Raw genomic sequence first — 13,352 nt, forward strand, 5'->3', positions numbered from 1 at the left:
GCAAACGTATGGCTGGGTGGCCATCGTGCGGTAAAGTTGGCGTGACTTGTCCGTTTGATGAATTGCAATGCGTGTCCGTTGCCCCGATGCTTTGCCGCAAAAGGAGATACGCCGATGAATTCGTCCATAAGAAATTTGAAGACTGTCGCGCTGGCCGTGGTCATCGGGATCGCGTCGTTGTTGCACGCCGGTAAGGCCGAGGCGCGTGATATGCAGACGATCATCGTTGCGGGCGGCTGTTTCTGGTGCGTCGAGGCGGATTTCGAGAAAGTGCGCGGCGTGCGTGAGGTGACATCGGGCTACACCGGCGGAACGACCGAGAATCCGACATATCGTGAAGTGACGGGCGGGAATACCGGCCATTACGAGGCGGTCGAAATCCGGTTTGATCGTGACCAGATTACCGAACGTCAGATTTACGATCTGTTTTTCCGGTCGGTCGATCCGCTGGATGCAGGTGGACAGTTTTGTGACCGCGGGGACAGCTACCGCACGGCGATTTTTGTCTCTACTCAAGCGCAACTTGATGCGGCACGCGCAGCCAAGGCTGCGGCAGAAGCAGAGTTGGGACGGTCAGTTGTGACGCCCATCTTGCAGGCCGCCCCGTTTTATGACGCCGAAGCCTATCATCAGGATTACTACAAAGGCCAAACCCGGCTGCTGACCCGCGCAGGCGTGAAGACGCAGGAAGAGGCGTATCAGTTTTACCGCGATGCCTGCCGCCGCGATGAACGGGTCGAGGAGGTCTGGGGCGCGGATGCCCCGTTTATCAACTGAACGCCTGAACCTCGGCCAGATCAGGGATGACATCGGCGGTGCCACGGCGTGTCACCATCAGCGCGGAGGCCTTGGCGGCGGTTTTCAGGGCCTGTTCCATTGGCTGGCCCCGATCCAGACCGGCCAAGGTGTAGCCGGTGAATGTGTCCCCTGCCCCTGTTGTGTCAACAGCGTCAACCGGATGGGCGGCGATGTCGGTTTGCCCGTGCGCCCCGAACCATGTGGCCCCTTTCGACCCTAAAGTAACGATAACGTCTGTGACCGGCAGGTCGGCTGGCCCGTGGCCGGTGGCCTGTTTCAGTTGATGAGCCTCGACCTCGTTCAGGATCAGGAAATCCAGATATGGCAGAAGTGATTTTGTGATCACAGCGTCGAAAGGGGCCGCCGCGTAAGCCACATTAAGCCCCATATCGCGAGCGAGTTTGATCGCATCTTCCTGAAGATTCACTTCGTTCTGGCAAACGAACCAATCCCCGGTTTCGGCCTGTGTCAGAGACTGTTTCAGATGGTCCGCCGGAATAGCGCGGTTGGCGCCGGGATAGACCATAATCGCATTTTCGCCGTCTTCGGCGACGAAAATAATGGCATGTGCGGTATCCGTGGTCACGGTTGTGATGGCACGGGTGTCGACGCCGTATTCCATCAACCGATCCACCGTCCATTTCCCGTCCTCCCCCACGGCGCCAATATGGCGCACATGTGCGCCAGCGCGGGCAGCGGCGACAGACATATTCGCGCCTTTTCCGCCCAGATAGACACTGTGATCCGACCCGTCGAGGGTTTCACCAGGCGCAGGAATATGCGGCACGGCATAGATGTGATCGGCATTGATGCCGCCAAGGTTCCAGATCGTCATCTACTTGGCCGTGCTTGAGGCGAGGACCGCCATGTTAAGGATATCGTTCACCGTGCTGACGGTGGAACAGATCTGAATGGGACGGTCGATCCCTGCAAGGATCGGCCCGATAACAGTCGCCCCTGCCATTTCCTGCATAAGCTTTACGGAAATGGAGGCAGAGTGCCGTGCGGGAACGACCAGAACATTGGCGGGACCGGTGAGACGCTGGAAGGGATATGCCTCCTGCGCTTTGGTGTTGAGGGCGACGTCCACCGTCATCTCGCCTTCGTATTCAAAATCCACCCCCCGCGCATCGAGGACATTGGGGGCCATGTGCATCTTTTCGGCCCGTTCAGACACGGGGTAGCCAAAGGTGGAGAACGACAGAAACGCCACGCGGGGTTCAAGGCCCAAGGTGCGCGCAACATCTGCGCCGCGTTCGGCGATGTCGGCAAGGTCGTTTTCATCGGGCCATTCGTGGACCAGAGTGTCTGAGATCAACACAATGCGGCCTTTGTGAAGCAGCGCGGTCACACCGACAGCACCATCATGGGGGCCAGCGTCGAACACATGGTTAATCAGTTCGAGGACATGGGCGGATTTACGGGTCGCACCCGTGACCATACCGTCGGCATGGCCGTGCGCCAACATCAGAGACGCAAAAACGTGCCGATCGCGGGAGGCCATGCGGTGAATGTCCTGCCGGTCGTGGCCCTTGCGTTGCAGGCGGTCGTAAAGAAACTCCTTATATGTTTCGAGGTGGTCGGTGTTTGCGGCGTTGACAACGTGAAGTTCGCGGACGGCATCGCCCAAACCCTCTGCCTCAAGCTTTTGCTTGACGTCCTTGTCACGGCCAACCACCAACGCACGTCCAAAACCGGAGCGCTGATACTGAACGGCGGCGCGCAACACGCGGGGGTCGTCGCCTTCGGCAAAGACGACCGTGTTCTGGTTTGCGCGGGCACGGGCGTTGATCCCGCGCAGGATGGACGCGGTGGGGTCCATCCGCGTTTTCAGGCCGAGTTCGTAACTGTCCATGTCCACGATCGGACGTCGTGCAACGCCGGTATCCATGCCGGCGCGGGCGACGGCAGGGGGGACAACGTGGATCAGGCGGGGATCGAAAGGCGTGGGGATGATGTAATCCCGCCCGAAGGTCAGCTTTTTGCCATAGGCCATGGCGACTTCATCAGGCACGTCCTCACGTGCGAGTTGGGCAAGGGCATGGGCGCAGGCGATCTTCATCTCGTCGTTGATGGCGCGTGCGTGAATGTCGAGGGCACCGCGGAACAGGTACGGAAAACCGAGGACGTTGTTCACCTGATTGGGATAATCGCTGCGTCCGGTGGCGACGATGGCATCAACGCGCACTTCATGCGCCTCTTCGGGGGTGATTTCGGGGTCCGGGTTCGCCATGGCGAAAATGACAGGGTTGTCGGCCATGGACAGGACCATGTCGGGGGTGACGGCCCCTTTGACGGACACACCAAGAAACACATCTGCGTCCTTCATCGCGTCCTCAAGACTGCGCAGGTCGGTGGTGATGGCGTGGGCCGATTTCCACTGGTTCATGCCTTCGGTGCGACCCTGATAGATCACGCCCTTGGTGTCGCAGACGATACAGTTGTTGTGTTGCGCGCCCATCGCTTTGAGGAGTTCGATACAGGCAATGCCCGCCGCACCGGCGCCGTTCAGCACGATCTTGACGTCCTCGATTTTCTTGCCCGAGATGTGCAGCGCGTTGATCAGACCGGCGGCGCAGATGACAGCGGTGCCGTGCTGGTCATCGTGAAAGACGGGAATGTCCATTTCTTCCTTCAGACGTTGTTCGATCATGAAGCATTCGGGGGCCTTGATGTCCTCAAGATTAATTCCGCCAAAGGTCGGGCCCATAAGCTTCACAGCGTTGCAGAACGCATCGACGTCTTCGGTGTCGAGTTCGATGTCGATGGAGTTTACATCAGCGAAACGTTTGAACAGGACGGCCTTGCCCTCCATGACCGGTTTCGACCCTAATGCACCCAAATTACCCAACCCAAGAACCGCTGTGCCGTTCGAAATGACCGCGACCAGATTGCCTTTGTTGGTATAGTCATAGGCCAGTTCAGGGTTTGCGGCGATGTCTTCGCACGGCACGGCGACGCCCGGGGAATAGGCCAGCGATAGGTCACGCTGGGTCGTCATGGGGACGGTTGCGTTAATCTCCCATTTGCCGGGTGTTGGTTCGAGGTGAAACGCAAGCGCGTCCTCGCGGGTGATCTTCGTATTCGCCATGTGGGCCTCCCTTTGACATGATATTGATAGGGGTCGGCCTTACGGGCGGCAACCGCCGGATTTTGCACTTTCGTCGCTAACATTGGCTGGATAGGTTGCGGGGGCAGTATCCGGGGGGATCCATGAGCAGCACCGTGACGCCGATGATGGCGCAATACCTTGAGATTAAGGCCGATCATCCGGACGCCCTTCTGTTCTACCGGATGGGCGACTTTTATGAGCTGTTTTTCGATGATGCCGTTAAGGCGGCGGAGGCGCTGGACATTGCGCTGACCAAACGGGGCAAGCATCTGGGTGAAGATATTGCCATGTGTGGCGTGCCATTTCATGCCGCCGAAGGATATCTACTGACGCTGATCCGCAAAGGGCACCGTGTTGCGGTGTGCGAACAGCTAGAAAGCCCGGCCGAGGCGAAGAAGCGCGGGTATAAGGCGGTCGTCAAACGCGGGGTGACGCGGGTGGTCACGCCTGGGACGCTGACCGAAGATTCACTGCTCGATGCACGGCGCCACAATTTTCTGGCGGCTTATGCGGATGTGCGCGGGGAGGGGGCCTTGGCTTGGGTCGATATCTCAACCGGGGCGTTTTCGGTTCTGGGATGCGATGCTGCGGGGTTGGGACCTGAGCTGGCGCGGTTGACCCCGAAAGAGGTTTTGCTGGCCGAAAGCGGTGAGGCCGGTTTTGGCGGGATTGTGGAACAGTCCGGCGCGGCGTTGACGGTGCTGGGCAATGCGGCATTTGACAGCACAAACGGTGAAAAGAGGTTGAATAGGGTCTATTCCGTGTCATCTCTCGACGGGTTTGGTGCATTTTCCCGTGCTGAGGTTGCGGCGATGGCGGCAGTGGTTGAATACCTCGATATCACGCAAAAAGGGAAATTGCCGCTGTTGCGCCCACCGGTGCGTGAGGCACGGAATGCGGCGATGCAGATTGATGCGGCGACGCGGCGGTCATTGGAACTAACCCACGGAATGTCAGGTGGTCGGTCAGGGTCTTTGTTGTCCGTCGTCGATAAGACACTGACGTCCGGCGGGGCGCGGCTGCTGGAACGGCGGATGTCCTCACCTTCGCGGGATTTGGGATTGATCGGGGCGCGACATGATGCGGTTGCGTGGTGTCTGGACCATGGCGATGTTGCCGCGTTGTTGGAAGACAGATTGCGCGAAGTACCCGATCTGGACCGCGCGTTGTCACGGCTTTCGCTGGATCGGGGCGGACCGCGTGACATGGCGGCGGTGCGGGGCGCGATTGCGCAGGCAGCGGTGATTGCCGATGCGCTGCCCGAGGACACACCGGAAATTTTGGGACAAGCGGCGCAACGTTTGACGGGGCAGGACGCGCTTCTGGACCTATTGGACGCTGCATTGGTGGCAGAGCCGCCGCTATTGGCGCGGGACGGAGGATTTATAGCGGCCGGATATGCGGCCGAGCTGGATGAGTTTCGATCGCTTCGCGACGAAGGACGTTCGGTCATTGCGCAAATGCAGTCGCGCTACGCAGAAGAAACCGAGATTGCCGCGTTAAAGATCAAGCACAACAATGTGCTGGGCTATTTCATCGAGGTGACGGCGACGCATTCGACCAAAATGCTGGCGCCGCCTTTGTCAGAGACATTTATTCACCGACAAACGACGGCCAATCAGGTGCGGTTTACAACAGTGGAGTTGTCGGAGCTGGAAACACGTATTTTGAATGCGGGAGGTCAATGTCTTGAAATCGAGAAGCGACTCTATTCCAGCCTGAAGGATGCTATTCTGGATCAGGCCCCGGCCCTTTTTGAACTGGCGCGCGGGCTGGCAGAATTTGATTTGAACGCCGCTTTAGCACGGCTGGCCCGGGAAGAGGGCTGGGTTCGGCCTGCCATGTCGTCAGGGCGGGAATTTGTGATCACAGACGGGCGGCATCCGGTGGTTGAAGCCGCCTTGAAGCCCACCGGCACGCCTTTCGTCGCGAATGATTGTGACCTGTCGCAAGAATCGATCTGGTTGCTGACCGGTCCAAACATGGCGGGTAAGTCGACCTACTTGCGCCAGAACGCTTTGATCGCGGTTTTGGCGCAGATGGGGGCATTTGTGCCCGCGACGGAGGCCCATATCGGCGTCGTGAGCCAGATTTTCAGCCGCGTCGGGGCGTCAGATGACCTGAGTAAGGGGCAGTCCACCTTTATGGTCGAAATGGTCGAGACTGCGGCAATCCTGAACCAAGCGGATGACCGCGCGCTGGTCATTTTGGATGAAATCGGACGCGGAACGGCGACCTATGACGGATTGTCGATTGCGTGGGCAACTTTAGAACATCTGCATGACGTGAACCGCTGCCGGGCGCTTTTTGCGACCCATTACCATGAGATGACGCAGTTGTCCGATAAGCTGGACGCGGTGGCGAATGCGACTGTGACGGTTAAGGAATGGGAAGGGGATGTAATTTTCCTTCATGAGGTGAAACGCGGAACGGCGGATCGATCTTACGGCGTGCAGGTGGCGCGGTTGGCAGGGTTGCCCAGCGCCGTAGTCGACCGCGCAAAGGTGGTGTTGGAGGCTTTGGAAAAGGGCGAACGGGAAGGCAAACAAAAGGCCGTTATTGACGATTTGCCATTGTTTAGTGCCACACCAACGCCCGCTTTAACAAAAACCGCGCCGTCCGAGGTGGAGGCGCGGTTGAAGGATGTCTTGCCCGATGATCTGTCGCCTAAGGCGGCGTTGGACCTGATTTACGAGCTGAGGGGTTTGGTCAGGACTTCGGAGTAGAGGACACACCGACCTGCGCGGGGCGCAGCAGGCGGTCGTGCAGCATGAAACCGGTGGTGGACACCTGTATGATGTCTCCCTTTTGGGTTCCGGGCACGGGCGCTTCGAACATGGCTTCGTGGTGCTGCGGATCGAATTTATCGCCCACTTCGGGGCGGATCGGGTCGATGCCGTGCTTTTTGAACACCTCGACCAGAGCGCGCATTGTCAGTTCAACGCCCTCAAGCAGCGCTTTGTCACCGTCTTTGCCGTCTTCTTTGGCGTTGGCCAAGGCGCGTTCGAGGTTGTCGTAGACGGGCAGCAGATCACGGGCGAGGCGGGACCCGCCGTAGTTTTCGGCCTCCCGCCGGTCACGGTCAGCGCGTTTACGAGTGTTTTCCGCATCGGCAAGGGCGCGCATGTAGGCATTCTTAAGCTCTGCAATCTCGGCCTGAAGATCGACGACAGCCTCATCCACGTCCTCATTGGCGAGGTCTTCGAGGGTCATTTCATCTTCGGGGCCGCTGTTCACATCGGCCATGATGTCATCCAGAAATTCGTTTTCTTTGTCAGCCATAACTTTGCCTTCTTATCCGCGGTCCGAAATCAGTTTCCCGACCAGTTGCGCGGTGTAATCCACGATGGGCACGATGCGCCCGTAATTGAGGCGGGTGGGCCCGATGACCCCGACCGCGCCCACGATCTTTCGATCAGCGTTCATATATGGGGAAACCACCAAAGAGGAACCCGAAAGTGAGAAAAGTTTGTTTTCGGACCCGATGAAAATGCGCACGCCTTCGCCGGCCTCTGTCAGATCAAGGAATTCGGCGATGTCACGCTTGCGTTCAAGGTCATCGAACAGGGTGCGGATGCGGGCAAGGTCGGACTGGTCATCGTCCGACAACAAATTGCCGCGACCACGCACGATCAGACGTTCCGTCGATTCGCCTTTGTTTTCCCAGATGGCAGCACCGGATTCGACCAGCTCGCGTGCGATGCTGTCGATTTCCTGACGGCGCGTTTTCATCTCACGCGAGATGGCGTGGCCAAGCTCGGTCAGGGTACGGCCTTCGGCGAGGGAATTGATAAAATTCGCGGCCTCACGCATGGAGGAGGGGGTTTGACCGGGGGGCGGCGTGAAGACGCGGTTTTCCACGTGACCATCGGCGAACACAAGAACCACCAAGGCGCGATCGGCAGCGAGGCTGACAAATTCGATATGTTTGATAGCCGCTTCGTGTTTGGGGGCAAGGACGAGGCTGGCCCCTTGGGTGACGCCCGACAATGCGGAGCCCACACGATCAAGCAGGGTGGTTACGTCATCCGAATTACCACCCATGGTCTGGTCGATCGCGGCGCGGTCGGTGCCGTCAAGATCGCCCACCTCGAGCAGGCCGTCGACGAACATGCGCAGGCCTTGCTGGGTTGGAATGCGTCCAGCGGAAATATGCGGGCTATCCAGCAGGCCAAGATATTCGAGATCCTGCATCACATTTCGGATCGTCGCGGCACTGACCTGTTCGGACAATGTCCGCGTGAGAGTACGGGACCCGACCGGTGCGCCGGTTTCAAGGTAGCCTTCGACGACGCGGCGAAACACCTCACGCGAGCGGGCGTTCATGTCATCAAGGCTGGGCGTCTGATCGGTCATGGGCGGTCCCTTGGGGCGATGGCATATAGGCCCCTGCGTGCCGAAAGGTCAATCGGGGTTGGAATTAAGGGGCAGGCGGCGTATCGGACAGGGGAAAGTCACGAAAGGACATATGATGCGACCCTCTGGACGTCAGATAGATGAAATGCGGCCGATTTCAATTGAGACTGGCGTGACCCGCCATGCGGAGGGATCTTGCCTGATCAGATGTGGTGACACGCATGTGTTGTGTACCGCGACGATTGATGACCGCGTGCCACCGTTTTTGAAGAACTCCGGCTTGGGATGGGTCACAGCAGAGTATGGCATGTTGCCGCGTGCGACGAATACACGGATGCGGCGGGAGGCCAAGAATGGCCAGAGCGGTCGGACGCAGGAAATCCAGCGGCTGATCGGGCGGTCTTTGCGTGCCGGTGTAGACCGTGTGGCTTTGGGTGAGCGACAGATCGTCGTAGATTGTGATGTCATTCAGGCCGATGGCGGAACGCGCTGTGCGTCAATCACGGGTGGTTGGGTCGCGCTGAAGCTGGCGGTGCAAAAGCTGATGAAGGCGGGCGATGTTGTGTCCGATCCACTGGTCGATCCGGTGGCGGCGGTGTCGTGCGGGGTTTATGCGGGACAATCTGTTCTGGATCTGGACTACCCTGAAGACAGCGAAGCCGGTGTTGACGGAAATTTCGTGATGTCGGGGTCAAAGCTGATCGAGATTCAGATGTCGGCGGAAGGGTCAACATTCAGCCGTGACCAGATGAATGCGATGATGGAACTGGCGGATAAGGGCATTGCGGAATTGTCTGCCGCCCAGCTGGCAGCCGTGAATGCGTAAGTTTGACGGGAAAGAGTTGCTGATCGCGACGCACAATCGCGGCAAGCTGGAGGAGATCGCGGATTTGTTGTCCCCGTTCGGCGTGTCGGTGTCGTCCAATGCGGATCACGGGCTGCCGGAGCCGGAAGAGACAGAGACCACCTTTACCGGAAATGCGCGGATCAAGGCGCATGCCGCCGTAAAGGCCACGGGATTGCCCGCACTGTCGGATGACAGCGGGATCACAGTCGATGGTCTGGACGGAGCGCCGGGCGTGTACACCGCCGACTGGGCCGAAACGCCAACCGGCCGCGATTTCGAAATGGCGATGACGCGCACTTGGGCAGAACTGGAAGCGCGGGATGCGGCCCATCCCCGACTTGCGCAGTTTCGCTGTTGTCTTGTGCTGGCATGGCCCGACGGACACGACGAAGTATTTGAAGGCGTTATGCCCGGTCAACTGGTGTGGCCGATGCGCGGGGATCAGGGCCACGGGTATGACCCGATCTTTCAACCTGATGGCTATGATATCACGTTCGGCGAGATGGACCGTTGGGAAAAGAACAGGATCAGCCACCGTGCCGATGCCTTTGCCAAACTGATCGAGGGCTGTTTTGCCTGAGGGCGGGTTTGGGATTTATCTGCACTGGCCGTTTTGTCAGGCGAAGTGCCCCTATTGCGATTTCAATTCCCACGTTGTGGCATCTGTGGATGATGACGTCTGGGCGACGGCCTTTGAGGCAGAGCTGGACCGAATGGCAGGTCTGACAGGGGATCGTATCCTCAATTCTGTATTTTTCGGCGGCGGGACCCCCAGTCTGATGGCGGTGACCACTGTTGACCGGATCATGAACCGGATCGCACGGCACTGGCGGTTTGCCAATGATCTGGAAGTCACGCTGGAGGCAAACCCCACATCCATCGAGGCAGACCGCTTTGCCGGTTTTCGTACAGCGGGGGTGAACCGGGTGTCTGTTGGCGTTCAGGCGCTGGATGATGCCGACCTGAAGGCTTTGGGGCGCCTGCATTCGGTCGAGGAGGCCCTGACCGCCGTTGATGTTGCACGATCCACGTTTGATCGCGTGAGTTTCGATTTGATTTATGGGCGACAACACCAGACGGTCGATGGCTGGCGGGATGAACTTCAGCGCGCCCTGTCTTTTGATCCCGATCACCTGTCTCTCTACCAGTTGACGATAGAAGACGGGACCGCATTCGGCGAGCGCTTCAAACGCGGCATGTTGCGGGGGTTGCCTGATGAGGATTTGGGCGCGGATTTGTGGGACGTGACCCAAGCCTTGTGTCAAACAAGTGGTTTGCCGGCCTACGAAGTGTCTAATCATGCTAAACCCGGCCAGGAAAGCCGCCACAACATGATTTATTGGTCGTCGGGGGACTGGGCCGGATTGGGGCCGGGGGCGCACGGGCGTTTGACGCGGGACGGACAAAGATATGAAACGATCGGCGCAAAAGCCCCGTCAGCCTGGCTGGAACGGGTCCAAAAGACCGGAACCGGCGATGTAATGACGACGGCCCTGTCGAACGACGAGGTTTTATCCGAACGGGTGCTTATGGGCCTTCGGATGCGAGACGGCATTGATATGCCGGAAGACTGGATTTCTAAAAAACGTAATAAAATCAAAGAATTGGTAGAAATGGATCTTCTATTTTCTATCGGCCCCAAGGTACAGGTTACCGAAACCGGTCGGCCCGTCCTGAACGCAGTCATTCAAGAGCTTTTGACAGACTAGCCGTTGGAGAGCAGACGCAGCAAATCATCCAGCTGCGCGAGGTCACGGTAATGGAGCACCAGTTGACCGTGCTCCTGTCCGGTTGTGTGGTTCACGCTGACCTTCATGCCAAGCTGGGCTGAAAGTTCGTTTTCAACCTGAACAGTGTCTGCATCTTTCACTGCGGGTGGTGTTTTCTTGCCTTTGGATGGTTTGGATTTCGACGATTTTGCCAGCTTTTCCGCGTCGCGCACCGATAGACCCTTTTTGACAATCTCCGCTGCGAGACTGTCAGCCTCGGGGTGGCCGACAAGCGTCCTCGCGTGTCCGGCGGACAGCTGTCCCTTGGCCAACATCGACTGGACAGAGTCCGGCAATGTGAGCAAGCGGACAGCGTTGGCGATATGACTGCGACTTTTGCCCAGTGCCTTGCCCATCTCATCCTGCGTACGGCCGAATTTTTCCATCAGTTGCTTGTACCCTGCGGCCTCGTCTATGGCGTTCAGGTCGGACCTTTGAATGTTTTCGATAATGGCGACCTCAAGAACTTCGACATCGCTGAAATCCCGGACAATGACGGGCACTTCGTGAAGTTGAGCGCGCTGTGAGGCCCGCCAGCGGCGTTCCCCTGCTACAATTTCATACGCGCCTTTGGGGCCGTCTTTGCGACGGACAATCAACGGCTGGATGACCCCTTTTTCAGCGATAGATGCGGTCAAATCCTCCATCGCCTGGTCATCGAACGACCGCCGCGGCTGATCCGGGTTGGGATAGATCTGGTCAATGGGGATTTGGCGTTCTGATGCCACCGTCGCATCGCCGCCCTCAGGCGGGGACGGGGGGACGTCGGACATGAGGGCGGACAGGCCGCGGCCCAGACCACGGGTTTGTTTTTTTGAACTGCTCATGAGGCTTTCCGATCAGAATGTGTGGTTCGCTTGATCAGCTCTTTGGCGAGATCAAGATAGGCGAGGGAGCCCTTGGATGTCGGATCATAGTCAATAGCCGAAAGGGCAAATGACGGAGCTTCGCTGAGCCGGACATTCCGTGGGATCACCGTTTGAAACACCATATCGCCCAGATTGCTTCGCGCATCGTCTTCGACCTGTTGGGACAGGTTATTACGTTTGTCGTACATCGTCAGCACGACGCCTTCGATCCGCAGGGCCGGATTGGCCGACTGCCGGACTTCTCGGACAGTCAGCATTAACTGAGACAAACCCTCAAGCGCAAAAAATTCGCTTTGCAAGGGAACGATGACAGAATGAGAGGCTATCATTGCGTTGACCGTCAAGATGTTGAGAGACGGCGGGCAATCAATCAATATGTAGTCCAGATCAAGCTTATCAATATCAGGTTGACGGATCGCGTCATGAAGCATGAAGCTGCGTTTTTCGTTCGATATCAGGTTCATATCTGCAGAGCTGAGATCTGTGGTTGCCGGAATGATGACCAGGTTTTCGACATTTGTGGGCTGCGCAATTTCGGCCGGCCCGGCCTCGCCCGACAGCAAATCATATGTTGTCAGCGCTCGGTCGCTAGGGTCAATGCCTAGCCCGGTCGATGCGTTCCCTTGAGGGTCGAGGTCAATCAGCAGCGTGCGGCAGCCTTGTTTCGCCAAAGCCGCCCCGAGATTAATGGTCGTGGTGGTTTTGCCGACACCCCCTTTCTGGTTGGCGATCGCGATGATTTTTGGATGGGTTGTGCGACTAATGTTCACGGGACCGGATCCTTGAAATTTCCAGAATTGCAGCGTCGATGTGAGTATGACTGGGGTGGCAGATCACGTCAAAGTCATAGGTTTTTCGCGCCTTAACAATTTCCTCATGGTGCCTTGCGCCTTTTGGAAAGAGCGCAACGCCATCCGCACTCAGAAGATTGCCAGAAAAGCTCAGCAGGTCCGCGAGTGGCGCCAGAGCGCGCGCCGACAGAATGTCGCTTCCCGGAATTGAAATATCATCTATTCGCGCAGTATGGACAGAGAGATTGAGGTCCAGTTCGCGTTTTGCCGTTTTCAGAAACTGACATTTGCGCTGATCGCTTTCGACAAGTGTGATTGGCCGCTGTTCAACGTCGAGGATTGCGACAACAACGGCGGGGAGCCCTCCGCCACTGCCAATGTCTGTCCAGCTTTTCCACGTGGGCGGGGCGAGGTCGTAGATCTGTGCACAATCCAGAATATGGCGGTCCCACAGATCTTGAACAGAATTTGGGGCGATAAGATTAATTGACCTTGTCCACTTGGCAAGAAGGGACGCGAAAGCCTTGAGCCTATCCTCTGTTTCACGTGAAACATTGAGAGCGCCATTTTGTACAATAGGCACTATTACGATGCCTTCATAGCCAAATCACGCCGTTTGATCTCGGCCAGAATCAGCATCAGAGCAGCAGGAGTGATCCCATCAATGCGGGCCGCCTGTGCCATGTTATCCGGTTTGATCTTATCAAGCTTGGTCCGCAGTTCGGTAGATAGACCGGAGACTTGATCATAGGACAAATTGACGGGAATAACCTTATTTTCATCTTTCTGAAGGGCAAGAACATCCTTTGC

At 57.7% G+C, this 13,352-nt stretch carries 12 protein-coding genes and 1 pseudogene; 5 read left to right on the forward strand and 8 right to left on the reverse strand.

The features are described 5' to 3' along the window. Positions 1–114 precede the first annotated feature (114 nt). Positions 115–777 (forward strand): peptide-methionine (S)-S-oxide reductase MsrA, encoded by a 663-nt coding sequence (gene msrA, locus QZ653_RS04105; RefSeq protein WP_296417841.1) that lies wholly within the window; start codon positions 115–117, stop codon positions 775–777. Here msrA and QZ653_RS04110 read toward each other — a convergent pair. Next, positions 770–1,633, reverse strand: coding sequence for a ribokinase (locus tag QZ653_RS04110; protein ID WP_296417843.1), 864 nt, complete (start codon positions 1,631–1,633; stop codon positions 770–772). The genes msrA and QZ653_RS04110 overlap by 8 nt on opposite strands. Continuing rightward, complete coding sequence (locus QZ653_RS04115; RefSeq protein ID WP_296417845.1) at positions 1,634–3,889, reverse strand: NADP-dependent malic enzyme; 2,256 nt, start codon at positions 3,887–3,889, stop codon at positions 1,634–1,636. A gap of 122 nt (positions 3,890–4,011) precedes the next feature. Between QZ653_RS04115 and mutS the strand changes: the two genes are divergently transcribed. Further along, the gene (gene mutS, locus QZ653_RS04120) at positions 4,012–6,636 is read left to right on the forward strand and encodes a DNA mismatch repair protein MutS (protein ID WP_296417847.1); all 2,625 of its coding nucleotides are present in this window, start codon (positions 4,012–4,014) and stop codon (positions 6,634–6,636) included. Here mutS and QZ653_RS04125 read toward each other — a convergent pair. Both QZ653_RS04125 and hrcA read right to left on the reverse strand, forming a co-directional pair. Next, positions 6,620–7,192: a nucleotide exchange factor GrpE gene (locus tag QZ653_RS04125; RefSeq protein ID WP_296417850.1), complete on the reverse strand. Its 573-nt coding sequence runs from the start codon at positions 7,190–7,192 to the stop codon at positions 6,620–6,622. The two genes, mutS and QZ653_RS04125, sit on opposite strands and share 17 nt — an antisense overlap. Before the next feature lie 12 nt (positions 7,193–7,204). Then, the gene (hrcA, locus tag QZ653_RS04130) at positions 7,205–8,266 is read right to left on the reverse strand and encodes a heat-inducible transcriptional repressor HrcA (protein ID WP_296417851.1); all 1,062 of its coding nucleotides are present in this window, start codon (positions 8,264–8,266) and stop codon (positions 7,205–7,207) included. Positions 8,267–8,381: 115 nt separating this feature from the next. On the opposite strand from hrcA, the gene rph reads away from it, so the two are divergent. From rph to hemW, 3 genes are read left to right on the forward strand one after another with little or no spacing between them, the layout of a single operon-like run. Then, positions 8,382–9,092 carry a ribonuclease PH gene (rph, locus tag QZ653_RS04135; RefSeq protein ID WP_296417879.1) on the forward strand — a complete coding sequence of 237 codons (711 nt, stop codon included), beginning with the start codon at positions 8,382–8,384 and terminating at the stop codon, positions 9,090–9,092. Further along, positions 9,085–9,693 (forward strand): RdgB/HAM1 family non-canonical purine NTP pyrophosphatase, encoded by a 609-nt coding sequence (gene rdgB / locus QZ653_RS04140; RefSeq protein WP_296417853.1) that lies wholly within the window; start codon positions 9,085–9,087, stop codon positions 9,691–9,693. The genes rph and rdgB overlap by 8 nt, the downstream gene beginning before the upstream one ends. Continuing rightward, positions 9,686–10,822: a radical SAM family heme chaperone HemW gene (gene hemW, locus QZ653_RS04145; protein WP_296417854.1), complete on the forward strand. Its 1,137-nt coding sequence runs from the start codon at positions 9,686–9,688 to the stop codon at positions 10,820–10,822. The genes rdgB and hemW overlap by 8 nt, the downstream gene beginning before the upstream one ends. Here hemW and QZ653_RS04150 read toward each other — a convergent pair. From QZ653_RS04150 to QZ653_RS04165, 4 genes and pseudogenes are all read right to left on the reverse strand, one after another. Continuing rightward, positions 10,819–11,709, reverse strand: coding sequence for a ParB/RepB/Spo0J family partition protein (locus QZ653_RS04150; RefSeq protein WP_296417856.1), 891 nt, complete (start codon positions 11,707–11,709; stop codon positions 10,819–10,821). The genes hemW and QZ653_RS04150 overlap by 4 nt on opposite strands. Continuing rightward, the gene (locus QZ653_RS04155) at positions 11,706–12,521 is read right to left on the reverse strand and encodes a ParA family protein (protein WP_296417858.1); all 816 of its coding nucleotides are present in this window, start codon (positions 12,519–12,521) and stop codon (positions 11,706–11,708) included. Before QZ653_RS04155 ends, QZ653_RS04150 begins: the two co-directional genes overlap by 4 nt. Continuing rightward, positions 12,511–13,125 (reverse strand): 16S rRNA (guanine(527)-N(7))-methyltransferase RsmG, encoded by a 615-nt coding sequence (rsmG, locus tag QZ653_RS04160; RefSeq protein ID WP_296417860.1) that lies wholly within the window; start codon positions 13,123–13,125, stop codon positions 12,511–12,513. Before rsmG ends, QZ653_RS04155 begins: the two co-directional genes overlap by 11 nt. A 2-nt stretch (positions 13,126–13,127) precedes the next feature. Next, a pseudogene (locus QZ653_RS04165) lies at positions 13,128–13,352 on the reverse strand (tRNA uridine-5-carboxymethylaminomethyl(34) synthesis enzyme MnmG); the annotation flags it as partial.

The sequence above is a fragment of the Pseudooctadecabacter sp. genome (assembly GCF_020627745.1).
Classification (GTDB): domain Bacteria; phylum Pseudomonadota; class Alphaproteobacteria; order Rhodobacterales; family Rhodobacteraceae; genus Octadecabacter.